The sequence below is a fragment of the Thermovibrio ruber genome (assembly GCF_055380895.1).
This window is the reverse complement of the sequence record NZ_AP042397.1, coordinates 315,779-341,945: the sequence shown is the minus strand read 5'-3', so window position 1 is coordinate 341,945 and position 26,167 is coordinate 315,779. Positions and strand designations below refer to the sequence as shown.

Genomic DNA, 26,167 nt, shown 5'->3' with positions numbered 1-26,167 from the left:
ACTCTACTCCGTCAGAGTAAATGCTTTTATTTCAAGAGTCGCTTCAAGAGTAGCTCCTTTAGGGAGCTCCCCCTTTCTTTTACCGCTCCAACCATCTTTAAAAGTGTAGAGAGACTTTAACTCTATGTTTCCGAAGTTGATAATTCTGTTTGCTTTAGACAGTTTTTCACACCAGTTTATAAAACTTGGGTAGTTTCCGATAAGTTCCACCTTATACGGATATTCAACGTAATACCTGTGGCTTCTAGGAGATTCCTTCTTTATGAGCTTTATAACCATACCGCTGTCAGCATCAGTAATTGATTTTATTATCTGACTAACGTCTTCCTTTCCAGTGGGCAATTTACTTTCTATCTGCTCTATCTGTTTGTTGAGTTCTTCAAGCTCCTTTAAAAGAAGTTGTTTTCTCTTCTCTACAACTTTAAGCCTGTTAACTGTAAGGGTAAGAGATTCTATCTCTTGTTTTTTTCTGGCTAACTCTTCTTTAAGAGATGAAATTTTAAAGTAGTAGATAAGGCCGGTGAGAATAAGAGCAAAGATGAAGATAACTATCCATTTCTGCCACCTGGGGATGTGAAGCCACCTTTCGTAGAGACTAACGAGCTGTTCCATTCTTTAGCTCCAAGCCAAAGTTAAATTTGTAGTAGGTTACTTTATAGTCTAAGTTCTTATTCTCGTAGAACTTTCTAAACGTTTTACGAAACAGGATACTGCCAAGTTTCTCTTCAGAAATATTTAAGAAGTCTGGAAATTTATCGATGTTTAAAGTTCCACCTACCAGTTGAAGCCGATTTCCGGTATAGGAAAGGGAATCTAACCATACGTTTTTAACGTTGTCAGGTTCTGCAAAGAAGTAGAGAAAGCCAGGAACTTTTCTCCTTTTATCAAGTTGTGAAACTACACTGAGTTTTTTCTGAAGCTCTTTCTTCTTTGAAAGGAGCTCCTTCTCTGTCCTTTGAACCTGATGAAGTCTTCTTATCTCCCGTCTAAGGTTGTCTATTTGGAGTTGGGCGTTTTTTATCTTTTGGTTCAGGGAGAGGGTATAAAGGTAAGTGCCCACACTGACGGAAAAAACAATGAGTAAAAAGAAGATAAGGTCAGGTTTCAAGTATTTAGAGTAAGCCGACTCTTTTGTCTCTGCAAAGTTAAACCTTAGCATTTTCGTCACCCTTATATCTGATACTTAATCCCGATGCAACAGCAAATTCCTCACTTCCCAATATACCGGAAAACTTTAAGGGGTTTCCTCTGGTTACCTCTAAGCCGGAGAACTCTCCTAAGAAGTCAGCAATACCTTTTAGTTTTGCAGAACCTCCGTAAAGGTAAACAGACCCAACCTCAAGGTTAAACCGGTCTTTAAAGTTATCTATAGTCCACATTATTTCCGTGGCTATTTTTCTTAAAACTTTCTTTATAACACCGAAAGCCTCATCGTAAGTGACATCTTTTACAGTCTCTCCTCTCTTAAGAAACTCCACATCTCGAGAACTGAGCATAAATTCTTTTTGAAGCTGCTCGTTTATTGCCTGACCGCCTATCTCTATATTCCTGGTAATGTAGGGATAACCTCCAAATGAAACTATAACTTTTGTAAAAGATGCTCCTATATCAACCAAACAGACCGGAGAAACCGTTTTTTCAGGGTTGTTAAGGTAGAACTGATTGTTTATTGCAGCAGGCTCTATATCTATAACAATCGGGCTAAGATCAGCTTCCTGAAGAAGCTTTATCCGGCTTTCAAGGAAATCTTTCCTTATTGCTGCAATGGCTATGTCTAAGTTTCCCTTCTCAACGGAAATGGGAAGGACTTTATAGTCTATGTTTACAAGTGAGAACTCCTCAGGGTTTATGATGCTTTTCATGTAGTCTATTACAGCCTCTTCAGGGTTTTTTGAAGAAGGGATACTGATAACGCTGTATAAACAGGCAGACAGTGGAACGTGTACTATTACCTCTTTGTCTTTAACGGAGAGCTCTCTATAAAGCTCTTTAATAGTATTAACAAGCTCTAACTCATCAATTACTTCAACTCCAGCAAATACCTGCTCCCTATACTCTTTCTTTCCAAAAGTTTTAACCTTGTAGCTATTTCCCTTTCTTTCCGACTGGACGAGTTTGAGGGAAGAGGTGCCTATATCAAGAGCAGGAACTAAGTAATCGGAACCTTTAAAAAACTTTACTAACCAATCCATTAATCACACCCCATACTCTTAAAAAGCTTTAATAGTGCTAATACTCAAAATTGGAAGAAGTAGAGCATAAACTATAAAACCTATAACCACCCCTACAATTAACATAGTAACAGGCTCAAGAAGGGAAGTCAAGTTTTTTATTTTAAAGTTCAGCTCATTCTCTAAAAACTTTGCTACTCTTAAACTCATTTGGGAAAGATTTCCAGAATCTTCTCCCGCTTTTATCAGTTGAACTGCCACCTTCGGAACCTGATTAATTCTTGAAAGAGCTTGATAAAAGGAAGCTCCTCTCTCAAGGTCTGAAATATTTTTAAGAAAAAAGTTTTTTAATTCCTCGTTTAGGATGGTATCTGTAGCTGTTCTGAAAGCCTTTACTGCAGGAACTCCGGCAGACAGTAGGTCTCCAAACGTTGTAAAGAACTTCACAAGTTCGGCATAGATGAAAAGCCTTCCTACCAACGGAAGGTTCAGTTTGAGGGCATCTAACTGGCGCCTCTTTTTACGGTAAAGGAAGACAAGAAAGACAGTAAAAACCGCAACAGAAATTAGAATGAAGATGTAGCGGTTCAGAATAAAAGAGCTAACAGAGAGGAGAAAGCGGGTTGAAAAGGGGAGCTCCAAGTTGGCAGTAGTGTAGATGGCCTTTACTTTTGGAATTACCGTAACCAACATAAAAACAATAACGCTGAAGGCAACAGTTAGAAGGACTGAAGGGTAAATCAAGGCCTGCAGAACTTTCCCTTTTATAGATTCGCGCCTTTCAAGGAGCTCTGCTGCCATAATCAGATTTTTAGAGAGAAGGGCGGAGCTTTCACCTGAAGATACAAGGCCGAGAATAACCGGATCTTTCACTCCAGCCCGTTTTAGAGACTCTGTAAAGGAAAGTCCCTCTTTAAGACCATCTACCAACTTTTTGTAGAAAACTCTCAGGTATTCTTTTTCTTCACCTTCCGTAAAGGAGTCAACTGCTTCAACTATGGGAATACCCGAATCCAAAAGTGTAGAGAGGGTTCTGAAAAAAATTGTAAGCTCTGAAGGTGAGGGGGTTCTTCTGAAGAGTTTAAGGAGAAAGCTTTCCTTCTCCTCAGTCTTCTCCTCATAGAGGTCTAAAGGGTAAATTCCCTTGCTTTTCAGAAGAGCATATGCGCTACTTTTCGTAGGAGCTTCTACTACTCCCTTTACCTCTCTACCGTTACTGTCTAAAGCTCTGTAGGAAAATACAGCCATTACCCTCTCGTAACCCTCAGAACTTCTTCAGGGGTTGTTATTCCCATTTTTACCTTCTGGGCACCGTCAAGCCTAAGAGTCCTCATTCCTTTTGAAACGGCAAACTCTTTTATCTCATCACTGTCCCGACCTTCAAGGATAAGCCGTCTTACCTCTTTATCAAGAGTCAGTATCTCGTAAATGGCCGTTCTACCTAAGTAGCCGGTTCTCATACAGTGTTCGCACCCTTTTCCTCTGTAGAAACTGCCGGTAAAGTCCGTAAGACCTAAGTCTTTCAGCTCCTGAGGTGAAGGAGTGTAGGGTTCTTTACAGTAGGGACACACTTTCCTTACAAGCCTCTGGGCTACAACGCCGATAACTGAAGAGGCAACTAAGAAAGGCTCAATCCCCATATCTACAAGCCTTGTTACAGAAGAAGGAGCATCGTTTGTGTGGAGTGTTGAGAAAACTAAATGGCCGGTTAGGGCTGCCTGTGTTGCAATCTCTGCCGTTTCGGTATCCCTTATCTCTCCCACCATTATTACGTCCGGGTCTTGTCTTAATATGCTCCTTAGGGCACTTGCAAAGGTAAGGCCGATTTCCGGTTTTACCTGAACTTGAGATATGCCTTCAAGCTGATACTCTACCGGGTCTTCAACTGTAATTATGTTTATGTCTTCCCTGTTTATCTCCGAAAGGGCTGCGTAGAGGGTTGTCGTTTTACCCGAACCTGTAGGGCCGGTAACTAAGATGATGCCGTGGGGTGTTTTTATGAGCCGGGAGAAGGTTTCATAGTCATCGGGAAGAAGTCCTAACTCCTTCGTTGAGTAGAGGATGCTCTCTTTTGAGAGAAGCCTAAGAACAACTCTCTCTCCAAAGTAAGTAGGGAGAGTTGAAACCCTTATGTCAATCTCTTTTCCCCCTAAACGAATCATTATGCGGCCGTCTTGGGGAAGTCGCTTTTCGGCTATGTCTAAGTTGGCCATAATTTTAAGTCTTGAGATAACCGGCGGGACTTTTGAGACGGGGAGCTCCCTCACCGTCTTTAAAACACCGTCAACCCTGAGCCTTACCCTCATTCTATCTCTAAATGGCTCAAAGTGGATATCGCTGGCACGAGCCCTAACTGCAAGGGTGAGTATTTCGTTGATAAACTGAACTGCCGGTGCTTCTTCTTCAACGGTAAGAATGTCTTCTACGTAAGATTCTTGAGAGTGAAATTCCTCGGAAGTTAAATCTCCAGAGGAGAAAAACTCAGTAACGGCATCAAAAGGAACGACGACAGCCCTTACAGGCTTTGAGAAAAACCACTCAAGCTTTTTTAATCCCTCGTAGTTAAAAGGGTTATCGGTTGCAACTGTAACGCTGTTCTCTCCTTCAGAAACGGGAATGAGACGCTCTTTTTTGAATATCTGAAGAGGAACTTTCTGGAGGAGCTCCTGGCTGGTAGAAGGGAGCTCCCTGTAAAACTCAAAACCTCTCTTTTTGAAGAGCTCCTCAACTTCCGGCAGATTCCACTTAAGAATACCAGAAACCTGCCTGAAAGAAGAGTAATTCCTGTCCGGAATAAGACCTTCAGACTTTAATTTCTCAATAAACTCTTTTTCAGTTAAGGTTTTTAACATGAAATTCCGTCTCCTGATTCAGTTCAAAATTACCGAAACCTCTAAAGTCAGAGAATATACCCTTTCGTGACTCCTGGATACTCTTTATGTTGTTGATGTAGTCTTTAATCTTAGAAGCAGTTAAGCTGTTCTCTTCCTGAAGATTCCTAACAACATGGGGAGTTATGAAAACAAGCAGGTTAGTCTTCTCAATCTGATGGCCTGTCTTCTTAAACAGATTTCCAACGACGGGAATGTTTCCCAAAATAGGAACTTTCTCAATTGTAGTCAGCTTCTTACTCTTTATAAGTCCGCCGATGACGAGAGTTTGTCCGTCTTGAACGTCGACTGTCGTTTTAGCCTCCCTCTTTGAGGTTACCGGAGCTGTTTGGTCTGCATTTGCGTATCCGACAACGTCTTCAACCTTTTCGTAGACCTTCAAACGGACTTCTCCAGAAGAGGTTATGTGAGGAGTGATCTTTAGAACTATACCTACATCCTTGTAGTCGTAGGAGATAACAGGGTTGTTGTTGGCATCGTATTTTAGACCTGTAGAGTATGGAATTACTTTAGAGATGTTTATTTCTGCCTCCTCGTTATCAAGGGTAAGAATTTGGGGAGTTGCAATAACGTTTACTCCCCCCTCTTTAGCGTAGGCGTTGAGGAGAAGACCTATATCCGGAGTTCCGTTCCTCCACTTGGCTATTCCCAAGAGAAGACCCGGAGATGCAGAGGGGTAACCGGGCTGAAGTGGTAGGTTCCCATAGAGGCTACCGCCAAATGGAACGTGGCTTCCGCGGGAGAGGAACTTCCACTCAACTCCCATCTGTAAGAGCTTGTCCATAGACATCTCAACTATCTGAACTTCAACAAAAACCTGAGGTCTTTTAACGTCTATACCGGAAATTACCTCCTTAACAACTGAGAAATCCTGAGGTGAGGCAAGGATAACGAGAGAGTTGCTTCCCTTGTCAGCAACAACTTTTACAGGACCAGTTAAACCGTACTTCTTACTGTTTACTCCTTTAAAGAGAGAATCAAGAACTTTTGCAGTATCGTCTGCAAAGGCGTATTTGAGCTTTACAATGTGTATATCTCCAGACTTAACTGAAACAGGAGTGTCTATGTGGGGTAGTAGAACTTTCACCCTTTCTATAGCTCCAGGAGTCCCGACTAAGAAAATCGTATTGGTTCTGTCGTCTACAGCAAAGTGGTAGTAGTCCCTTCCTGGAATGGGTGTCGTTCTCGCTACGTCAAAGGCAAAACCCCTGTCAAGAACAGCTGAAAGGACTTTTACGGCGTCTTTTGCATTGGCATTCCTTAGGGTAAAAGTAGCTATCTGAAGTTTTACAGGTGTTCTATCAAGCCTGTTCAGTATAACCATCAACCTGTGAAGGTTTTTCTCTTTATCTGTCACTACTATTGCATTTGTATCCTTTACAAAACTCACCTTTCCTATGTCTGAAAGCATATTTCTAACAAGGCCTTGAAGGTTTAAAACGTTAAGATGATGGGGAAGGTAGACGTATGTAAGGACTCTATCTCCGCCGTCAAGTCTTCCTTTAGCAATATTGGTTGACTCCCTTGCAGCGTGCCTGTTCCTGACGATTTTGACGTATCTGCCGTAGTCAACGACCTGATAGCCCAGCTCGTCTAAGGCGGCAACGTAAAGGTTAAAGAGCTCCCTCCTCGGTATCGGTTTCGGTGAGATAACCGTTATTTTCCCTTTGAGATCTGGGGGAACTATTACGTCCTTTCCAACGGCCTGACTGACAACCTTTGTAAAGTCTTTAATATCAACATCTTCAAAGTTTACCTGAATAGAGGAAGGCTGCTGAGAAAACGAAACAGACGGGTAAAGGGTTGCCAAACAGACAAGCGAAGCCGTAATCAGTTTCCTAACCATTTTAACCTCTCCTATTCCAATTCATAGTGAAGTTTTAGTTCTTTTCCGTTTCTGAGAACAAGAACGGTTATGGAATCGGCATTTTTTAACTGTTCAAAGGCTGAGAATGAATCCTCAGGAGTCTTTATCCTTATATCGTTGATTGAAAGGATAACGTCACCGGGACGAATTCCCAACTTGTAGATAAAACTCCTCGGGCTTACGTAGGTAACCTTTAAACCTAAAGGGTTTTTAATGGGAACTATGTTTATGTAACGGAGAAAGTCCCCTGAAGAGATCTGATTAATAATCTCATTTCTTTTAACAGTAAAGGTGTTTGTCTGCGAGCTAAAAGTCGAATTAAAAGAACTTACGCTTACTTTCTTGAGACTTTTGAGAACTAAAATAACTTCCCTTGAACCTTTTGAGAAGATGGCTCTATCCGGATAGACCCTGACCAGTTTGTAGCCGTGGAGTTCCTCTCCGACGGAGAGTATTTTTGACTTACCGTTCTTCTCAAGGATTGCCATACTCTGACCACAACTGCTACAGACAACTGTTCCCTTTAGGGTATATTCACCTAAGGAGAAGGTCTCCTCCATAACCGGAACAGAAAGTTTGGGAGTGGAAGACTTAGGCTTAAAGAAGCCCTCTTTCGCCACCATGAAATCTGTAGTGTAGGAAGGAAGAGAACAGTTAACATTTAGAAGTTTAAAGTGATAAATATTAGGGAACTTTAGGGAAACGGCAGACGAGATGAGGTAGGCAACGGAAAAGCTCAAAAAGGCAACGGAGAGAATTTCAAAGTAGTTAAGAAGTTTTTGCTGCATTAACAATCTCCTTGAGGGCTTTCAACTGCTCATCTCTACTTTCTTTCGGAAGTTTACCGTCTATGATTGCATATTTTATCTTATTAAGATACTCTTTAAAACTCGGACTCGGTTTAAGGTTGAGTCTCTTGAGGTCTTCTCCCGTAACAAGGGGTTTCACGTAACGCCACTCTTTCATAAAGTTGAGGACTGAAGGCTCAACCTCGGGAGAAACAGCAGCAAGGAGAAGGAGAAACTCGTCGCTCTTCCTATCAAGGGTGGTGTAGACCTGACTGGGGAGCTCCACAGCTTTGAGAGACGTTAGGGTTTTGGAGAGTTCCCTTAAGTAACGCAACAGCGTCTCTGCTTCTTTCTCTGGAAAGGAGAGCTCCTTAAGGTAACCCTCCACTTTAGAGATAGGTTCCCTGAATAGGAGAGCTCCTAAGTAAACAAGGTGGTATTTCGTCTCTGAGTTTGGAAATGTGAGCTTGTGCCAGTTTACAAGCTTTCTTACCCGCTCAAAAAGGTCTTTCTTGTAGCGGTTCCAGTTAAGGTCAGGGAAGAGCTCTCCAAGAATTCCGTAGCGCTCCAACTTCAGGAAAACTCTCAACGGGTTCTCTTCAAGGAGTATCTGTTTAAGCTCGTGGTAAATCCGTTGACCTTCAACAGTTTTAAAGAGCTTCCTCTCAACGGCCATCTTGAGTAGTTTCCCTGTGTGGCGGCCGAGCTCAAACCGGTAGCGGGTGGCAAAACGGAGTGCCCTTAAAATCCTGGTAGGATCTTCAACGAAAGAGAGTGAGTGGAGAACCCTGATTTTCCTGTCTTTTATGTCTTTTAAACCGCCGAAAAAGTCTATCAGACGGCCAAAGTCCGAAGCGTTTATCTTTACGGCCAGAGTGTTTATCGTAAAGTCCCGGCGGAAGAGGTCTTTTTTGAGGGGAGCCATATCAACTTCAGGGAAGGCGCCGGGAGCTCTGTAAACTTCCGTCCTTGCAGAAGCCATGTCTATTCGGTTTCCGTCCGGGAAGACGAGGGTTGCAGTTTTAAACCTGTCAAAAGTGTGAACTTTTGCTCCAAGCTCCTTGGCAACCTGTTTGGCAAAAACTGTAGCGTCTCCTTCAACTACAATGTCTATGTCGTAGTTCTTCCTGCCTAAAATAAGGTCTCTAACAAAGCCCCCTACTATGTAGGCGTTGAGGCCGTGTCTGTCTGCAATTTCGCCAATTTTTTTAACAAGGGAGTATAGGTCTTCAGGAAGGAAACCTCTTAGGAGCTCTGAAACGTTTCTAAAGTGGGGAGACGAAGAAAGCCTTTTCTGGTAAAAGGAAGAGATCTCAGAGAACTCTTCTCTGTAAACGTTGAGAAGAAGGTCTGTTCTCGTTATCACTCCAACCGGTTTCTTCACTTCAACGACTGGAACAAAGCTCTGGTGCCTCTCAACGATTATCTTCTCAACCTGACTGAGGGGAGTATCGGGAGAGACCGTGAGGAAATCCCTCTCCATAACCTGAGAGACCTTCTCGTTCTCAAGACCCATGTAAAGAGCTCTGTCAAGGAGAGCTCTGTTTACAATACCGACCAAATTTCCTTCGCTGTCTACAACCGGAGCAGCGTTTATACTGTTTTTCATTAGGATTAAACGGGCAGAGGAAACGGTATCGGAGTCAGAAACGGTAATAGGTGGAGACGTCATAACGTCTCTTGCCCTCTTTAGCGGCTCTACAGTTTTCGGAAGGATTTCCCTTAACCGGTCAATAACCTCAAAAACGGTTTTCCCTTTAAAAGAGGCTGAAGCTGCCTCTCTATGCCCTCCGCCTCCGAACTTTTCTGCCACTTTTGATACGTCTACTTTAGAACTCTGAGAACGCCCTATGAGAAAAGTCTTTCCCTGAACTTCAACAACTCCGAAGACTGCTGGCAGGCCGGTAATCTCCAGGAGCTTACTGATAAGGTGAGAGACATCTCCAACGTAGGCATCAAACCGGCCAAAGGTTATACCTAAAAGGTTCCCGTTTATTTCAACGGTCTTTAAGTTGTCCTTTAAGGTCTTCAGTAGGTCTATTTCGGTATCCGTCAAACCTTTAGTAAGGTAGCGGCGGACGAAAGAGAGAGGAGCTCCCAATCCCAGAAGGTAGGCAGCAGCCGTAAAGTCTAAAGGGGTAGTTGACGGGTATGTAAAAGAGCCGGTATCAGCGTAAATACCCAAAAGGATAACCGAGGCCTCGTAGGGGGAGGGAACGATTCCCTTTCCCTTTAGAAGAAGCGCAACAATGGCAGAGGTTGAACCTGCTTCCTTGTAGTGGACCTCTGCAGGTAGGTCAAAGTTTCGGGAGTGGTGGTCAAAAACGAGTATTTCAGTCTTCTCGGTGATGTTCCGACGAACGCTTTCTGGTATCCTTTCAAGGGAGTCTGTGTCAGCAACAATGAGACGGTCAACACTCCCTGAGAAAGAGCTCTCCTTAGTATAGTCAAGAATATCGGGGTTCTCCTTTAAGAGTTTAACCACCTCTGAACCTTTTGTATCCGGGAGAACAACCTCTGCATTGGGGTAGAGTTTTTTTAGGCCCACAACGGCTCCAAGAGCGTCTAAGTCCATATTCTTGTGGGTCGTTATAACTGTTCCCATCGGCCTCCCGAAAGTATAATTTTCGGTGATTAAAGCATAGCGGAGATACTAAAGTGAAAGTAAGAGTTAAAGAGATAAAAAACAAGAAGGAGCTCTCCGAATACCTAAAAAAGTTGGGAAACACTCACGAGGGAATAAATATACTGAGCCAGAAAGGAAAAACCTACCTGTTTGAGGTGGAAGATATAGACACAAGGGGAGCGAACATCCTGAAGCAGGACGCCATATCTGTAGGCGGAGACTGTGCCGTTCCGAGGAGCGCTTCCGTATTCAAGCCGGGAAAGTGGACGGTTCTCCTGATGGTAAACGAGAGGGAGTTGAGAAAACTTATAGAAAAACTGAAAATGCAACCTTATGGTCTGAGAGAGTTGGGAGAAAATCTGAAAGAGACATTTGATAACTACCAGAAAGAGGATTTCTCCGTTGAGTATAGGGGAAGGGAGCTCCCTCTAAAAAGGCCGGTCGTTATGGGAATACTTAACATTACGCCAGACTCCTTTTCAGACGGAGGAAAGTTCAACAGGTTAGACGCGGCAGTTAAACGGTGCGAGGAGATGTTAGAGGAAGGGGCAAAAATTATTGACGTAGGAGGGGAGTCTACAAGACCCGGTTCAGAGCCCGTTACCGTTGACGAGGAGCTGAGAAGGGTTATTCCGGTAATAGAAGAAATTAGAAAAAAGCTGGGCAACGGGTTTTTTGTATCCGTTGATACCTACAAAAGCAGGGTTGCAGAAGAGGCTTTAAAGGCAGGAGCAGACATCGTTAACGACATAAGCGGTTTTCGGTTTGACGAGAGAATGGCAGAGGTCGTTGCCCACTTTAAATGCCCTGCAGTAGTAATGCACATAAAGGGAACTCCAAAAGACATGCAGAAAAATCCATACTACGAAGATGTTATGGGAGAGATAACTGACTATTTTTGGGAAGTCTTCAGAAAGGCTGAGGAAAAGGGAGTTAACAGAGAACAGCTAATAGTTGACCCGGGAATAGGATTTGGGAAGAGGCTTGAGGATAACCTCTGTATACTGAAGAGGTTGAAAGAGCTAAAAGTTCTCGGAAGACCTATACTAATAGGAGCTTCAAGGAAGAGTTTCATAGGAAGAGTAACCAACGTTGAGATACCAGAAAAGAGACTTGCCGGCAGTATTTCTGCCGCCGTAATCGGAGCTATGAATGGGGCTAAAATCGTAAGAGTCCACGACGTAAAGGAAACAGTTGAGGCGCTGGAGCTACTTTCTGCCGTTGAGGAGGTAGAGTGTTAGAGTTCATACCCCACCTTACACTGTGGGACTTTATAGACATACTCTTAGTCTCTGCAATTATCTACTGGATACTCAAATACCTATCTCAAACGAGGGCTGTCCAAGTTCTTTTAGGATTGCTCCTATTCTTAATACTGGGAGCTATCGCAAAGGCACTTCACCTCTACACAGTGTCATTCCTGTTTAACAGCTTTATAACTGTCGGAACTTTTGGTCTAATAGTCATTTTCCAGCCAGAGATAAGGAGGCTACTTGCCCGATTAGGAGAACAGAAGTTCGGAATATTCACATCGGAAGAAGAGGCAGAGAGGGTAATAGAGGAAATAGTAAGGGCAGCGGCGGTTATGTCTGAGGACAGGATAGGAGCTCTCATAGTGATAGAGAGGGAAATAGACCTTGACAACTATACAGAAGCCGGAACGGTTGTTGACGGGAAGGTGAGCAAGGAGCTCCTCATAACGATTTTCTGGCCGGGAACTCCCCTCCACGACGGAGCAACAGTAATAAGGAAAGACAGAGTCTACAGGGCTGGAACTTTCCTTCCACTATCCCTCAACCAAAGTCTTCCCCAAACGGTAGGAACGAGACACAGAGCCGCAATAGGAATAACGGAGGAAACGGACGCAGTAGCCGTAGTAGTCTCAGAGGAGACAGGAGCAGTCTCTGTTTCATACGGAGGGAAACTGATTAAAAACCTTGATCCTCAAAAACTTAAAAAAGTTCTGAAAGGATTACTGATAAAAACTCCGGAAAAGAAAGGAAGGTTCTCAGTTCTTAAGAGGAAATTAGATGAAGAGAGTGTATAAATTTTACGAAGTTATAGCAAATAATTTCCACTATAAGGTTCTTGCTTTCATTTTTACACTTCTCCTCTGGTTTCTTGCAACTAACAAGGAGACAGCAGATGCAATACTCACATTAAAATACACGCCTGTCCCAACTGGAGACTATAGAGTAGTAGATTATTTCCCGAAAACTCTAAAAATAAAAGTTGAAGGGTACAGGAAGGAAATATTAAGACTGAAAGAAGAAAAGAAAGTAAAGGTGTATTTACCGGACAGTATACCGGAAAGTAAAGGCTGGATAAAGTTAAACCTCACAAAGGAAATGATAAAGCTGCCGTCTCCAACAATAAACCTAAAAAAGTTCGAGCCTAAAAGCATAGAGGTAAAAGTAGAAAAGTTGGTTAAAAAGGCCGTTCCGATACAGGTAGAACTCTCAGGACTTAAAAAAAGAGTAAAAGTAAAAGTGGTTCCAAACTACGCAGTCGTATCACTCCCTGAAGATACAGCGGGGTACGTAATATTTGTCAGAACGGAGAAAGTAGACGTTTCAGACGTTAAACTACCTGCAGTGATTGAAGTTAAGCTGAAATCAAACTACAGAGTTGAACCTCAAAAAGTGAAGATCTTCTTGGAGGGAAAAGATGAAGGTAAAGAGAAAGCTTTTCGGAACCGACGGAATTAGAGGAATAGCCAACAGATACCCTTTAACGCCTGAAATGGTTCAGAAGATAGGACTGGCATACGGAACTTACTTAAACGCCAAGTTCCCGGAGAAAAAACACACAGTAGTTATCGGGGAAGATACAAGGCTTTCGTCAGACATGATTAAGTCTGCATTTATCAGCGGCCTTACAGCCACAGGCGTTGATGTAATTGACGTTGGAATCGTTCCGACTCCTGCAATTTCCTTTTTCGTTGAAAAAGGTGAATTTTCTGGCGGAGTTATGATATCGGCATCACACAACCCTTACGAGTACAACGGACTAAAGTTCTTCAACCAGGAAGGGGAAAAGTTCTCTGAAGCCGAAGAAGGAGGACTTGAACTTGTCGTTTTCAACAAATATGAACTCCCAAGGGCAAACCCAGACGAAATTGGAAGGGTATTTGACGGATACAACATGATAGAGATGTATAAGAAACACCTTGAGTCTGCCGGGAGGTACTTGGCAGGCCTGAAAATAGGAATAGACTGTGCAAACGGAGCGACTTATCAGATAGCTCCAGACGTGTTTAACGCCCTTGGAGCAAAAGTCTTTACGTTTAATGCGGAACCCGACGGAAAGAACATAAACGACGGTTGCGGAGCTCTCCACCCAGAGTTCATAGCTCAGAAAGTTAGGGAGCTCCACCTCCACATGGGATTTGCCTACGACGGCGACGGAGACAGGTGTATTGCAGTTGACGAGGAGGGAAATGTAATTGACGGAGACAAGATAATCGCAGTCCTTGCAGCCCACTTCAGCAACAGGTCTAAAGAGGTAGTCGCAACGGTTATGAGTAACATGGGACTTGAAGTTTTCCTAAAAGAGATGGGACTGAAACTCCATAGAACACCAGTTGGGGATAGAAACGTTGCAGAGAAGATGAAAAAGGTCGGAGCTGTTGTTGGAGGAGAACAGTCCGGACACGTAATAGTGAGGGATTTTGGGAAAACAGGAGACGGGATACTAACCTCTGTTCTTATAGCCTCTATCGTTAAGTCGTTGAAAAAACCGATGAGTGAAATATTCTCAAAGATTAAAACCTTCCCACAAAAACTTGAGAACGTTAGGGTTAAAGAGAAGCCGCCAATTGAAAGCTTAGAGAACCTTCAGAGGGCAAAGGAGGAAGTAGAGAGGGAACTCTCCGGAAGGGGAAGGCTCGTTATTAGATACTCGGGAACTGAGCCTGTTTTACGGGTAATGGTTGAAGCTGAGTCTGAGGAGCTGATAGACAAAGCTATTAAAAAGATAGTAGAGGCCATAAAAAAGGACGGAATAGCAGAATAAAAACCGGGAGGTTCAAGATGGTGCAGCTTCTAACCGCCATATTAACAGTTTTTCTCCTTTTAGCTCCCTCATTTGGGAAGGAGAAAAACTACGGAGCAGTAGTTCTATACGACAAGTGTTTCGTAAAGTTCTTTCCAGATGGAAGAAAAGTTTGGAGAGAGGAGAAGGCAGTAAAGATAACTGGAAAGAAGGGAATAAAAGATTTCGGGGAGATAGTTATACCGTTTTCAACAGAACACCAGAAGTTAAAAATACTCTACGCCTACACTGTAACCCCAGATGGAAAGGTACTTAAGCCGGGAAAAAAAGCTATAAACGTGGTTTATCCACCCTTCGTATCAGAAGCTCCAATCTACTCAGACCTCAAGTATAAAACCATCTCAATGCCGGGGGTAAGAGTAGGCTCAGTAATCAAGTATGCCTACGAGTTAAAGACTGTTAAACCATATATGAAAAACCAGTTCTGGGAAACAAACTACATGCAGGATGAATACCCTGTAAAGGAAGCTTCGTTTACAGCTCTGATTCCGAAAGGGAAATACTACAAGTTCAAAACGTACAACATGAACAAGGAAGAGTCCAAACCTCAGGTAAAAGAGAAAGGGAAATTTGTGGAGCTCTCCTGGAAGATAAAAGACGTTCCGCCAGTTATTAGAGAACCGAACATGCCCCCTTTTGAAGAAATTGCTAAGAGAGTTGTAATTACGTCGCTTAAAAGCTGGCAAGAAGTTTCAAAGTGGTATTCAGAACTGGCAAAAGAGGCCGTTAAACCAGATGAACTGGTAAAGGAAACTACTCTAAAAGTAGTTAAAGGAAAGAAAACGACAGAGGAGAAGATAAGAGCCATTTACAACTTTGTTTCACAGAACATCAGATACGTTGGAATGGAGTTTGGAATAAACGGGTATAAGCCTCACAAGGCCTCTGATATTCTAAAGAACAGGTATGGAGACTGTAAAGACCACGCAACGCTACTTATAGCGATGCTAAAGGTTATTGGAGTAAAGGGATACCCGGTTTTAATCCCGACAATTGAGAGGGCAAACTTAGACCCAGAGATGCCTATGCCAACGGCTTTTAACCACGAAATTGCAGCAATAAAGTGGAAGGGGAGTTGGTTCTTTATGGACACAACTTCAGACTTTGTTCCTTTTGGTTACCTCCCTCCCAGCGACCAGGGAAGGGGAGTCTTAATAGTTGACGTTGACAAAGAGAAAAGAGAACTGGGAAAAACGCCGGTCTTTCCTCCTGAGTCAAACTTAGAAGGGTTTAAAGGAAAGTTCACTTTAAAACCTTTTGGAAGCCTTGAAGGTGAGTTTAAGTTCAACTACACGGGAATTTACGGAGTAATAGAGAGGGCAAGGTTAACAGGAGCTCCCCAGGAGCAGGTAAGAAGACACGTTGAAGAACTTGCTGCTAAAGTTTCCCCCGGATTTGACGTTGAGGAGTTCAAACTCTCAAACTACAGAGACTTAAACGAAAATGAGGTGTGGATAGAGATTAAAGGAAAGGACAGAAACTACGGAACCGTAACCTCCCACTACCTTCTTGCAAAGTTCCCAACTCCAGACTACAGCAGGTTAGTTAGCTTGGTTGCAGCCAAGAGTAGGAGATACCCTTACGTTGTAGGGTATAAAATGGAAAAACTATCAGATGTGAAACTGGAACTCCCCAAAGGCTACACACTCTACCTGAAGCCTGAAAACTTCAGTTTCAAGAATAGGGTTGGTAGCTTCTCTGTTGAGTGGAAGGTTAACGGAAGAGAACTCTCCTTCAGGTCAAAAATGGTTCTGTGGAAAAGGGTCGTTCCAGTTGAGGAGTATCAAGACTTAAGGGAGCTCTTCAACACGGCAGTTAAGACCCTGAGAAATCAAATAATAGTTCTTAAAAGGGGGAACTGTTGGAAGAAAAAGACTTCGTTAAAGAAATAGTTGAAGAGGTTGAGAAGATACCGGGAGTTAAAAGGGTTGAGGTTGTTCCCGTATGCGAGATATACATAGATGCCTGTTTAAAGGTTATTTCAGATACAAAAGAGGTTAAGAGGGAAGTTGCAGACAGAATAATTGAAGTAGCAAATAGGTTTGAGAAGAGGTTGGGACACAGGCCTGAAATCTACTGGGATTTAGAGGTGGAGTAGTGGTTGTTTTAGGAATTGACACTTCCTGCGATGATACCTCTGTTGCCGTCTACAACGCTTATAGGAACAGGGTTCTGAGCAATATTGTCTCATCACAGTACCAGTTTCACCAGCCCTTTGGTGGAGTAGTCCCTGAGATTGCCGCAAGGAAACACGCAGAGAACATAGACGTAGTTTTCAGAGAAGCTCTAAAGGTTGCAGGAGTTTCAACTGAAGAAATTGAGCTCGTTGCAGTGACGAGAGCTCCCGGCCTTCTCCCTGCCCTACTGGTAGGTTTAACCTTTGGAAAGGGAATCGCCTTTTGGAGAGGTATTCCTTTTAAGGGAGTTCACCACATAGAGGCACACCTACTCTCTCCCTTTATTGAGAGTGAGCCTGAATACCCGTTCTTAGGTTTAGTTGTCAGCGGAGGCCACACTCTAATTGTTTTAGCAGAGGAGTTTGGGGAGTACAGGGTAATTGGAAAGACGTTAGACGACGCTGTTGGAGAAGCCTACGACAAGGTTGCAAAGCTACTAAACCTTGGATACCCGGGAGGACCTGTAATAGACAGAATTTACAGGGAGTTCAGCGGAGAGTTCTTAGAGCTCCCTAAACCGCAGGTTAAAGGTTTCAACTACAGCTTCAGCGGCATTAAGACGGCAGTTAGAAGGTTGGTTGAGAAAGGCTACCCATCAGACCAGATAGCGGCCTCTTTTCAGAAAACGGCAGTTGAGTATTTGGTTGGGAAGCTAAAGAGAGCTCTCAAGGAAACCAGAGTTAAGAGGATAGCAGTATCAGGTGGAGTTTCAGCAAACAGTTTACTGAGGGAGAAATTGAAAGAACTGGAAGAGAAAGGCTACAAAGTATTTATGCCGAAAATGGAATTCACATCAGACAACGGAGCAATGGTTGCCTACACGGGATACAGGAGGTTTTTATTAGAGGGAGGAGATTCGTTGGAGGTGGGAGCTCTCCCGAGGCTCTCCTTAGAGGAGGTGTCGACCTGAAGGGAAGTTACAGCCTCGTTTTTTACCTAAGAGGGGAGTTGGAGTTTAGAGTAAGGAGTAGAAAGCTCTTCAGGTTAGAGAAAGGAATTTACTGTTACTGCGGCTCTGGAATGGGAAACCTTGAGAAAAGGATATTGAGGCACCTAAAGAGAGAGAAGAAGAGACACTGGCACTTAGACTTTATAACCACAAGTGAGCTCTTTGAACCACTGGAGGTGTGGATTTTCAGGGGAAAAAGGTTTGAGTGTGAGCTTGCAGAAACTTTGAGCAAAAACGGAAACGAACCGGTTTTAGGCTTTGGCTCAACAGACTGTAGCTGTAAGAGCCACCTGTTTAGACTTAACAGTTTAGAAAGTGAAAGAGCACAGGTTAAAAACTTAGGAGCTAAAGTGGTTAAAGCATCAGAAATTAAAAACTACTTTGACGGTATTTAAGGGAAAAACATAACTTAAATTTTGAAACTCAAGTTGGAGGCTGGCAGTGGGAGAGACTGTAATAAAAGTTCCTGAAGACGTTCACGAAGTTATTGACTTAAGGCACAACATAGTAGAGAGGCAAAGTTATGGAAGTAAAAGAAATTCTTAACGGACTGATTGAGAAAAAAGACCTTACCAGAGAGGAAACTTACTCCCTCTTTTCTTCAATTATGGAAGGAAAACTGACCGACGTCCAGATAGCAGGAATACTGGTTGCACTTAGGGCAAAAGGAGAAACTGTTGAGGAGATAGCCGGAGCAACGGAAGTTCTCAGGGAAAGGAGCAGGAAAGTTCCTCTAAAGGAGGAGCTCCGTAAGAAGGTTGTTGACACCTGTGGGACAGGAGGAGACTTAAAGGGAACGTTTAACATTTCCACGACTGTTGCTTTAGTCGTTGCTTCCTGCGGCGTTCCAGTTGCAAAACACGGGAACAGGTCTGTTTCAAGCAGGTGTGGAAGTGCAGACATATTAGAGAGTTTCGGCGTAAAGATAGACCTTGAGCCTGAGCAAGTTGCAAAGTGTATTGAGGAGTTAGGATTTGGCTTTATGTTCGCTCCAAAGTTCCACCCTGCAATGGCAACTGTAGTGAGGCCAAGGAAAGAGCTTAGAATAAGGACGATTTTTAACGTTTTAGGGCCAATGACAAACCCCGCAGGAGCTATAAGGCAGCTGATGGGAGTTTACGACGAGAGGTTAACTGAAAAGTTGGCAGAGGTTCTGTTAAAGCTTGGAACCGAAAGGGCATTTATCGTTCACGGCAAGGATGGAACAGACGAGATAACGATAAGTGACATGACAAAGGTTACAGAGATAAAGAACGGAGAGATAAAGAGCTACGTAATCGCTCCGGAGAACTTTGGGCTTAAGAGAGCTCCCTTCTCAGAAATTAAGGGAGGAAAGACGTTAGAGGAAAACAGGGAAATAGTTAGGAGAATTCTTACAGGAGAGGAAAAAGGGGCAAAAAGGGACGTTGTTGCACTGAACTCGGCCTTCGCCCTATTGGCAGGAGGAAAGGTTGAAAGCGTAGAGGAGGGGATAGATCTCTCCGTTAAATTGATGGAGGATGGGAAACCTTACGAGCTCCTCTGTAAGTTAGTTAAGTTGACAAACGAGCTCTAACAGATAGTTTTTTTCCAAAACCCGAAAGGAGAGAATATGTTCGGTTTCTTCAAGAGGAAGAAGAGTTTAGAGGAAGAGCTCCGAGAAAACCCGAACCAGCCTGAGAAGTGGTTGAAGTTAGCAGAGGAGAACGAGAAGAGAGCTCCAGAGGCGGTTGCAAACGCCCTCATATACAGTAAAGGAGAGCTGATAGAGGAAGTCGCAAAGCTCATAAGGAACCTTGCGATATTCAGGGAGTTTGAGCCGTACACTGAAAAAGTTGAGAATGAGTTAGGGAAGGACTACGCTTCGTTCCTAAAGGGGCTGATAGAAGAGTATAAAGGGAATTTACAGAAAGCAAGGAACCTTTACGACGTAGCAAGGAACAGCCAGAGCGAAAAGCTCTCATTCCTCTCAAGCTACCACATAGCGAACCTCTACATAAAGGAAGGGCTTTACGAACTTGCCTACAAAGCTTTAAAAGAGGTTGAGGAGAAAGTTCCAGAAACCTACAAGTTAGAGTTTACAGTTAAGAAAAGAGAGGTTGAGGAAAAGTTAGGGATTGGTAGCTCTAAAGTTTTAAAGAGCTTCAAGGAAGGTTTAAAGAAGACGAGGGACGCCTTAGGCCTTTCAGACTTTGCAGGAAGGAAAGTTGACGAGAGCCTGTTTGAGGAGTTAGAGGAGAGGTTAATACTTGCAGACGTTGGAGTTAACACGACGTTAGAGCTGATAGATTACCTAAGGAACGAGGCGAAAAAGAGGAAAGTAAAGAGCTCCGATCAGCTACTTGAGATTTTAAAGGAGAGAATGAAGGAGCTCCTCAGACAGTGCAAAGGAGACTTAAACCTCAGCGAGAAGCCCTCTGTAATTTTAGTCCTTGGAGTAAACGGAGTAGGTAAAACAACAACGATAGGAAAGTTGGCAAAACAGCTAAAGGACTCTGGACTCTCGGTTGTCCTTGCAGCTGCAGACACCTTTAGGGCTGCAGCAATAGAGCAGCTTGAAGTATGGGCAGAGAGGGCAGGAGTAAGAATTGTTAAGGGGCAGGAGGGAACAGACCCTGCAGCCGTTGTCTTTGACGCAATTCAGAGCGTAAAGGCAAAGGGAGAGGACGTTTTAATAGTTGACACAGCAGGGAGGCTCCACAACAAAGAGAGGCTGATGAAGGAGATACACAAGATAAAGAGGGTAATAGGAAGGGAATTTCCGGGACAGCCTGCAGAGATACTCCTCGTTTTAGACGCAAACACCGGCCAGAATGCCATCTCTCAGGCAAAGGCCTTTAAGGAAATTACAGATGTTACAGGAATAGCCCTAACAAAGCTTGACGGAACGGCTAAGGGTGGAATCGTTGTCGCAATCTGTAACGACCTGAAAATACCGATAAAGCTTGTAGGAATAGGGGAGAGGATAGAAGACCTCAGAAAGTTTGACCCGGAGGAGTTTATAGAAGCCCTGTTTTCTGAAAAGAGAGCAGAAGAGGAAACAGCAGAGAGTTAGTCGCTGCTCTGGTTAGCGTGTTTTTATGCACCAATAAAAAGATTACTCCTCTTTTAGAACCTCTTTAGGTTCAAAGGAGAGAGACCTTAAGGCGGGGTAAATTCCTGAAAGAAGACCTATGAGAAAGGAGAACACAAAAGAGAATATAGCCTCTTTTAGCGGAACATAGACCGGCCAGTGGGCAACAAGGGAAATAAGAACAACTATAAAAACGGCAAGAAAAACACCGAAGGAAGCACCTACCAAGGAAAGTAGAGCAGACTCCAAGAGGAATTGGATAAAGATGGCGGTTTTTGGAGCTCCGAAAGCCCTCCTCACTCCGATCTCAATGAGTCTCTCGTAGACCGAAAGGGTCATAACGGCCAATATGCCTAAAGCTCCAACTCCGAAGGAGATAACGGAAACGATGATTGAGAGCTTCGTAAATATCTCCATAGCCTGTTTCTGTGTGTTAACGAGATCGGCGTAGGAGTTAACAGAAAAATCCTTTTTCCCGTGGCGTTTAAGAAGGAGTGACGAAACCTCTTCCTCTGCCGTTTTAAAGGCTTCGGGAGAAACGGGAAGAACGTAAATGCCGTCTATGTAGTCAACGTTTGAAATTCTCTTAACGGCAGAGGTAATCGGTATGTAGATCCTGTCGTCAAGGTTCTCTCCGCTGAGGTCTGTCCCTATCTCCTCCATAACTCCGACGATTCGGTAGGGAGCGTTAAAGAGGTAAACGGTCTTTCCTACGGGGCATCTTTCCCGGTAGAGCTCCTTAGCAACCTTGTATCCCAGAACTGCGGCCTGAGAGATGCTCTCAACGTCCGAATCGATTATAAACCTACCGCAGAGGAGCTTGTGGCCTGAAATCTTTAGGTAATCGGGAGAGACTCCCCTAACAGAGGCAGAGTAGAATTTGCCGCCGTAGTGGACGTTTGGAGAGACTTTTTTGAAAGGGGAAACTGCCGAAACGTCCGGGCACTTTTCTTTAATCGCCTCTGCATCTTTTAAGGTTAAAGTAGGATAGAACGAAATCTGAATAGTCCTCCCCCCTAAGTTTTTAACCTCACCGGGGAGAACTACCAAAACGTATGAGCCCAATTTCCCTAAACCTCTCTCTACTTTGAGTTTCATTGCATTTGTTATCCCGAGCATCAGAGTAAGGACGAAAACGCCGATTGAGACGCCAATTAGAGAGAGGAGAAATCGTTTTTTGTTCTCTCTTGCATAGGCAAGGAGAGCTCTAACAATCACGCCTTCCTCCTCAGGGCAGAGACGGGCTCAAAGGAAGCTCCTTTCTTTGCAGGGAAGTAAACGGCAAAGAGGCAGACAAAAAGGGTAAACAGGTTAGCAACAACAAAGGCCTCAACTGGGTAGACAACGGGGATGTTGAGAAGGGGAAGGATGAACTTTATTGAGAGAGCTCCGATAACGTTCCCCAAAATAGAGGCAGCAATAGATATAACAACCGCCTCGTAGAGGAATCTCTTTAGAATTTCCCTCTTTGTAGCTCCGAGAGCTCTCCTTAAACCAATCTCCCACTGCCTTACGTAGATGTTTATGTAGAAGATTGAAGAGAGAACAAAACCGCCAACCACAAGGGCTGTAGCTGAAGCAATTCCTAAAAAGAACGCAAGGGTTGCAGAGAGCATAGAGAGGAACTTTTTAACTACTACCGGAGTAATTACCATAAACTCGTCGGGTTTGTGGCGCTTCAGGAGTATTTTCTCGGTTTCCTCAACTATCTGGTTGTACTCGTCCATGTTTAAAACTCTGAACCTTATTATGCTGATGTGGCCGTAGGTTTTCTCAACCAACCTGTCAAAGAGGGGAAAGGGAATAAACACCCTGTCGTCTAAGTTGTGGCCGTTGGGAGTTTTTCCCTTCTTCTTGTAGAGGCCAATTACCTTAAAGGGAACTTTACCGATTAGGATTATCCTGCCGACGGGGCTCTGGTTCGGCCAGAAAAAGTCGGCAACGTCGTGTCCGATAATTGCAACCTTTCTAAAGTCCTTAAAGTCTGATTCTGTAAATCCTCTTCCCCTCTCTATCCTGTAGTTCCATGAGAGGAGCCAGTTCTCTCCAACTCCAAAAACGGTTGTAAACTTTGAAGTCTCAATGTCTGAAACCGTCATAGGCTTAACAACTCCGTAAGTAAGGGCAAAGATTCCCTCTAATTTACCTATTTCCTTTACATCGTCCAACGTAAGGTTCTGAAAACCGCTCCTTGGCCCTTTTCTGATTGAACCGGAGATGATGAGAACAGAGTCCGGCCCTAACTTCTCTATTACCCTGTTTGCAAGGAGGGAGCTCCCCTTAATTGCCGCAACGATTAGAACTAAGGAGACAACTCCAAATAGAACTCCCAAGAGGGCAAAAAGAGTTCTCAGCTTGTTGTGAAGGAGTGATAAAAGGAGCTCCTTTATCAGGAAACCTCTCATTCAACGACCCTTCCGTCCCTGATTTTGACTATCCTCTGGGCGTGTTTTGCAACCTCAGGGTCGTGGGTAACGACGATAACTGTCTTCCCCTCTGAGTGGAGCTCTTTAAATATCCTCATTACTTCCCGGCTTGACTCTGTATCAAGCTGACCGGTCGGCTCGTCTGCAAGGATGATCTCCGGAGAGTTTATAAGAGCCCTTGCTATTGCAGTCCTCTGTTTCTGACCTCCGGAGAGTTCCTCAGGTTTAAAGCTCAACCTCTCTGAAAGGCCGAGGCGAGTTAAGAGTTCATCAGCCTTTTCTTTCGGAGACTTATCAGAAAACCTCCTCTTTCTTTCCTCTTTAGGAAGGTATGTAACGGGAAGAAGAACGTTATCAAGAACGGTCAGGTATGGAATTAGGTAGAAGGCCTGGAAAACAAAGCCGATGTATTCAGCCCTGAGCTTTGAGACCTCTTTATCTGGGAGTTTCAAAACGTCTTTTCCGTCAAGGTAGTAGTCTCCAGAAGTTGGCCTGTCTAAACAGCCTAAGATGTACATAAGAGTTGACTTACCGGAACCTGAAGGCCCTACAATTGAGACAAACTCTCCCTTTTCAACAGTAAGGTCTATTCCTTTTAAGACCTCTACCTCAAAGTCTCCCTGTCTGTAGACCTTCCGAATATTTCTAAGCTCAATCAGAGCCAACTTCACTCTCCGGAATAAAGTCTATTGAGGCCGAGTTTATACAGTAGCGAACGTTTTTCTCTGTATAGCCCTCTCCGTAGAAGACATGCCCCAAGTGGGCTCCACAGCGGGAGCAGACAACCTCTATACGGTCGTCTGGGAACTCCTCGGGAACTTCCTTAACGGCTCCGGGAATTGCTGCATCAAATGAAGGCCAGCCTGAGTACGAGAGGAACTTGTTGGAGCTCCTAAAGAGAGGCTGTCTACAAAGCTTACAGACGTAAATACCTTCTTCAAAGTGGTTCCAGTATCTGTTCTGAAACGGGGGCTCTGTCCCCTTTTTAAAAATTACCCACTTCTCAAAGTCGGTTAAGTGGCTGTCATCAAACCTCTTTTTCAACGACAATCTCCTTTTTTATCCTGGAAATGAGCTCCTCAAAGGCCGGAAGGACGTCTGAGCGGTAGCGCCCTCCAACGACAACTATCATAATGTCGTCTCCAACTGAGAGCTCCCCAGAATTTAACCAAACCTCAACGGCCTCAATTCCGTCCCTTGACTCAATCTCTAAAACAAGCTCTTCCAGTTTCTCCTCGTCGTAGGAGAGCTCCATCCCGGAAACCTTACTCCCGGAACGGGAGCTCCCTCTAACAATTCCGTTGTGAACGAGAACCATTCCAAGGTTCTCCGGGTTTGAACGCCTCTTCACCCTCTCAACAACCTCATCTATAGAGGGCCTCATAGTAGTCCTCCTGTCTGTTAACGTTAAGTGTGGAAAGCCTTTTATAGTCAAGTGGTTCAAGCTTAGAAAACGGAACTTCCTGAGAGTTAATTAGTCTGTGTAGGTCTTTAAGTCTGTGTGAGCCTGATTTTAGAAACTCCTCAACGAAAATTATGTGGTCTTTTAAAAGAAGTGCAAAGAGGGAGTGAATGTAGTCTCTATCCCTTAAAACTGCTGGGGGAATTTGGTTAGAGAAGGCTTTTATCAGCTCCTCTTTAACCAGAGGTACGTCTCCCGGAAGAACTAAAACTTTTCTGTAGGTTGAGATCCTTAAAGCAGTATAAACACCGTAAATGGGGGAGTAATCTGAAAAAGGCTCTTGAACGACTCTTAAGTTTCTAAACTGTTCAGTCAGGTGGAAGTAGAGGTTGGGAGTCTTCGTTATTAAAAGGACTTCAGGGAACTCTTTTAGTTTCGCAACAACAGACTCAATCAGCAGTTTTCCTTTAAAAGGTGTTAAGAGTTTATTTCGGCCGAAGCGGGAGCTCCTCCCGCCAGCCAAAACGGCAGCCGTTATCAGTGGCCACCTCCCTGTGCCATCTTTAGAGCGTGTTTTAATAGGGGAGCAAAGGTTTTTAAGTTTTCCTCAACTCCCTTTGAAGAGCCCGGAAGGTTGATAAGGATACAGTTTGGAGAGAGTAAGCCTGCTTTAGCCCTTGACATTAAAGCCTTTGGAGTGAAGCGGACGCCGAGAACGTGCATAGCTTCAGAAAAACCTTCCATCTCCCTGGTAAAGAGCTCTTGAGAGGCCTCGGGAGTTACATCCCTCGGGCTAAAGCCTGTTCCTCCTGTAGTAACGATTATATTTGCTCCCTCTTCTTTAAACTTCAGAACAGCCTCTTTTATCTTTTCCTTGTCGTCTGGAACGACTGTATACCCGATAACTTCAGCTCCGAACTCCTCAAGTATCTTTTTAGCAAGGGGGCCACTCCTGTCTTCCCTCTTTCCGTTATAGGTAGAGTCTGAAACAGTTATAACGGCAGCCTTCAGGCTTTTTAAGTCTTCCGCCCAGTCAGACTTTCCTCCGCTCTTAGAGACGAGTCTAACTTCCTCAATAACCATGTTCTTTTCAAAGGCTTTACACATGTCGTAAACGTTAAGGAGAGCAGTTAAAACGGCGTTCATCGCCTCAACCTCGTAACCCGTCCTCCAGATTCCCCTAACTTCTGCCTCAACCTCTACGTAGTCCTCACCAGCTCTAACGTTGACCTCTATGTGGTCAATGGGAATCGGATGGCAGAAAGGCATAAGCTCAGCAGTTTTTTTCGCTCCAATAAGGCCGGCAATCTGAGAGGCGGCCAAAACGTCTCCTTTTGGAATTTCCTTATTCAGAATCTTTTTCACAGTTTCAGGAGAAAGTCTAATTCTACCAACGGCTTTAGCAGTTCTAAGTGTATCAAACTTGGTTGAAACATCTACAGTCCTCACATTGGCCTCCTTGAAAGGGATGGAAGGAACAGGTTTAATTGTATCAGTCCAAAACGGGAGAGGAGAGTTGGAATTAAAGGTTAATCAGTTTGGCATAACGGGAAATTTCTTTATTGAAAAGGATGGGAAGAAAGTAGAAAAGGAAGTAGCCTTTAACAGACCTCTCATCTCAAGGGAAGGTTTTCTGTGGATAAAGGACGTAATAGAATTAAACGGAATTCCGGCCGTTGAAGTTAAGTTCTCAGAGTTCTCGGTAGCTCCGGTTCTCTTTATAGTTTTCTTCGGAGCTTCACTATACTATTAAGTGTAAAGCTCT

At 43.9% G+C, this 26,167-nt stretch carries 26 protein-coding genes; 11 read left to right on the top strand and 15 right to left on the bottom strand.

Features of this window, described 5'->3' with window-relative positions; genetic code table 11:
- Window positions 1-3: 3 nt before the first annotated feature.
- From ACZ424_RS01810 to ACZ424_RS01775, 8 genes are read right to left on the bottom strand one after another with little or no spacing between them, the layout of a single operon-like run.
- Entirely contained in the window at window positions 4-612 is a 609-nt protein-coding gene (locus tag ACZ424_RS01810) for a type IV pilus inner membrane component PilO (protein WP_464904815.1), read from the bottom strand.
- The gene (locus ACZ424_RS01805; RefSeq protein WP_464904814.1) at window positions 596-1,159 is read right to left on the bottom strand and encodes a PilN domain-containing protein; all 564 of its coding nucleotides are present in this window, start codon (window positions 1,157-1,159) and stop codon (window positions 596-598) included. The genes ACZ424_RS01810 and ACZ424_RS01805 overlap by 17 nt, the downstream gene beginning before the upstream one ends.
- Window positions 1,146-2,192 (bottom strand): type IV pilus assembly protein PilM, encoded by a 1,047-nt coding sequence (gene pilM / locus ACZ424_RS01800; RefSeq protein WP_464904813.1) that lies wholly within the window; start codon window positions 2,190-2,192, stop codon window positions 1,146-1,148. Before pilM ends, ACZ424_RS01805 begins: the two co-directional genes overlap by 14 nt.
- Before the next feature lie 18 nt (window positions 2,193-2,210).
- Window positions 2,211-3,419: a type II secretion system F family protein gene (locus tag ACZ424_RS01795; protein WP_464904812.1), complete on the bottom strand. Its 1,209-nt coding sequence runs from the start codon at window positions 3,417-3,419 to the stop codon at window positions 2,211-2,213.
- The gene (gspE, locus tag ACZ424_RS01790; RefSeq protein WP_464904811.1) at window positions 3,419-5,023 is read right to left on the bottom strand and encodes a type II secretion system ATPase GspE; all 1,605 of its coding nucleotides are present in this window, start codon (window positions 5,021-5,023) and stop codon (window positions 3,419-3,421) included. The genes ACZ424_RS01795 and gspE overlap by 1 nt, the downstream gene beginning before the upstream one ends.
- A complete protein-coding gene (gene gspD, locus ACZ424_RS01785) occupies window positions 5,004-6,908 on the bottom strand; it encodes a type II secretion system secretin GspD (protein WP_464904810.1) in 1,905 nt (634 codons plus the stop codon). The genes gspE and gspD overlap by 20 nt, the downstream gene beginning before the upstream one ends.
- Window positions 6,909-6,919: 11 nt before the next feature.
- A complete protein-coding gene (locus tag ACZ424_RS01780) occupies window positions 6,920-7,717 on the bottom strand; it encodes a PDZ domain-containing protein (protein ID WP_464904809.1) in 798 nt (265 codons plus the stop codon).
- The gene (locus ACZ424_RS01775) at window positions 7,698-10,322 is read right to left on the bottom strand and encodes a CBS domain-containing protein (RefSeq protein WP_464904808.1); all 2,625 of its coding nucleotides are present in this window, start codon (window positions 10,320-10,322) and stop codon (window positions 7,698-7,700) included. Before ACZ424_RS01775 ends, ACZ424_RS01780 begins: the two co-directional genes overlap by 20 nt.
- Before the next feature lie 53 nt (window positions 10,323-10,375).
- Here ACZ424_RS01775 and folP point away from each other — a divergent pair, with 53 nt between their 5' ends.
- The 10 genes from folP to ftsY all read left to right on the top strand — a co-directional run bounded on the left by folP (window position 10,376) and on the right by ftsY (window position 20,556).
- On the top strand, window positions 10,376-11,584 hold the full coding sequence (folP, locus tag ACZ424_RS01770) for a dihydropteroate synthase (RefSeq protein WP_464904807.1): 1,209 nt from the start codon (window positions 10,376-10,378) through the stop codon (window positions 11,582-11,584).
- Window positions 11,578-12,390, top strand: a complete 813-nt coding sequence (gene cdaA, locus ACZ424_RS01765; RefSeq protein WP_464904806.1) for a diadenylate cyclase CdaA — start codon at window positions 11,578-11,580, stop codon at window positions 12,388-12,390. The genes folP and cdaA overlap by 7 nt, the downstream gene beginning before the upstream one ends.
- Window positions 12,374-13,051, top strand: coding sequence for a YbbR-like domain-containing protein (locus tag ACZ424_RS01760; protein ID WP_464904805.1), 678 nt, complete (start codon window positions 12,374-12,376; stop codon window positions 13,049-13,051). The genes cdaA and ACZ424_RS01760 overlap by 17 nt, the downstream gene beginning before the upstream one ends.
- Entirely contained in the window at window positions 13,011-14,357 is a 1,347-nt protein-coding gene (gene glmM / locus ACZ424_RS01755; protein WP_464904804.1) for a phosphoglucosamine mutase, read from the top strand. The genes ACZ424_RS01760 and glmM overlap by 41 nt, the downstream gene beginning before the upstream one ends.
- Window positions 14,358-14,374: 17 nt before the next feature.
- Complete coding sequence (locus tag ACZ424_RS01750; RefSeq protein WP_464904803.1) at window positions 14,375-16,288, top strand: DUF3857 domain-containing transglutaminase family protein; 1,914 nt, start codon at window positions 14,375-14,377, stop codon at window positions 16,286-16,288.
- A complete protein-coding gene (locus ACZ424_RS01745) occupies window positions 16,258-16,494 on the top strand; it encodes a hypothetical protein (RefSeq protein ID WP_464904802.1) in 237 nt (78 codons plus the stop codon). Before ACZ424_RS01750 ends, ACZ424_RS01745 begins: the two co-directional genes overlap by 31 nt.
- The gene (tsaD, locus tag ACZ424_RS01740; RefSeq protein WP_464904801.1) at window positions 16,494-17,483 is read left to right on the top strand and encodes a tRNA (adenosine(37)-N6)-threonylcarbamoyltransferase complex transferase subunit TsaD; all 990 of its coding nucleotides are present in this window, start codon (window positions 16,494-16,496) and stop codon (window positions 17,481-17,483) included. The genes ACZ424_RS01745 and tsaD overlap by 1 nt, the downstream gene beginning before the upstream one ends.
- Window positions 17,484-17,521: 38 nt before the next feature.
- Window positions 17,522-17,917 carry a GIY-YIG nuclease family protein gene (locus tag ACZ424_RS01735; RefSeq protein ID WP_464904800.1) on the top strand — a complete coding sequence of 132 codons (396 nt, stop codon included), beginning with the start codon at window positions 17,522-17,524 and terminating at the stop codon, window positions 17,915-17,917.
- Window positions 17,918-18,045: 128 nt separating this feature from the next.
- A complete protein-coding gene (gene trpD, locus ACZ424_RS01730; RefSeq protein WP_464904799.1) occupies window positions 18,046-19,077 on the top strand; it encodes an anthranilate phosphoribosyltransferase in 1,032 nt (343 codons plus the stop codon).
- A 36-nt stretch (window positions 19,078-19,113) separates the two neighbouring features.
- Window positions 19,114-20,556 carry a signal recognition particle-docking protein FtsY gene (gene ftsY / locus ACZ424_RS01725; RefSeq protein ID WP_464904798.1) on the top strand — a complete coding sequence of 481 codons (1,443 nt, stop codon included), beginning with the start codon at window positions 19,114-19,116 and terminating at the stop codon, window positions 20,554-20,556.
- A 42-nt stretch (window positions 20,557-20,598) separates the two neighbouring features.
- On the opposite strand, the gene ACZ424_RS01720 is transcribed toward ftsY, so the two are convergent.
- Genes ACZ424_RS01720 through moaCB form a run of 7 tightly spaced genes read right to left on the bottom strand, consistent with a single transcriptional unit; the run spans window position 20,599 to window position 25,851 of the window.
- Window positions 20,599-21,792, bottom strand: a complete 1,194-nt coding sequence (locus ACZ424_RS01720; RefSeq protein ID WP_464904797.1) for an ABC transporter permease — start codon at window positions 21,790-21,792, stop codon at window positions 20,599-20,601.
- Window positions 21,789-22,979, bottom strand: coding sequence for an ABC transporter permease (locus ACZ424_RS01715; RefSeq protein WP_464904796.1), 1,191 nt, complete (start codon window positions 22,977-22,979; stop codon window positions 21,789-21,791). The genes ACZ424_RS01720 and ACZ424_RS01715 overlap by 4 nt, the downstream gene beginning before the upstream one ends.
- Entirely contained in the window at window positions 22,976-23,659 is a 684-nt protein-coding gene (locus tag ACZ424_RS01710; RefSeq protein WP_464905200.1) for an ABC transporter ATP-binding protein, read from the bottom strand. The genes ACZ424_RS01715 and ACZ424_RS01710 overlap by 4 nt, the downstream gene beginning before the upstream one ends.
- A complete protein-coding gene (msrB, locus tag ACZ424_RS01705) occupies window positions 23,652-24,044 on the bottom strand; it encodes a peptide-methionine (R)-S-oxide reductase MsrB (protein ID WP_464904795.1) in 393 nt (130 codons plus the stop codon). The genes ACZ424_RS01710 and msrB overlap by 8 nt, the downstream gene beginning before the upstream one ends.
- The gene (locus tag ACZ424_RS01700; RefSeq protein ID WP_464904794.1) at window positions 24,028-24,384 is read right to left on the bottom strand and encodes a molybdenum cofactor biosynthesis protein MoaE; all 357 of its coding nucleotides are present in this window, start codon (window positions 24,382-24,384) and stop codon (window positions 24,028-24,030) included. Before ACZ424_RS01700 ends, msrB begins: the two co-directional genes overlap by 17 nt.
- Window positions 24,365-24,925, bottom strand: coding sequence for a molybdenum cofactor guanylyltransferase (gene mobA, locus ACZ424_RS01695; RefSeq protein ID WP_464904793.1), 561 nt, complete (start codon window positions 24,923-24,925; stop codon window positions 24,365-24,367). Before mobA ends, ACZ424_RS01700 begins: the two co-directional genes overlap by 20 nt.
- Window positions 24,926-24,939: 14 nt before the next feature.
- Window positions 24,940-25,851 (bottom strand): bifunctional molybdenum cofactor biosynthesis protein MoaC/MoaB, encoded by a 912-nt coding sequence (gene moaCB / locus ACZ424_RS01690; protein WP_464904792.1) that lies wholly within the window; start codon window positions 25,849-25,851, stop codon window positions 24,940-24,942.
- Window positions 25,852-25,918: 67 nt separating this feature from the next.
- Between moaCB and ACZ424_RS01685 the strand changes: the two genes are divergently transcribed.
- A complete protein-coding gene (locus tag ACZ424_RS01685; protein ID WP_464904791.1) occupies window positions 25,919-26,155 on the top strand; it encodes a hypothetical protein in 237 nt (78 codons plus the stop codon).
- Window positions 26,156-26,167 lie beyond the last annotated feature (12 nt).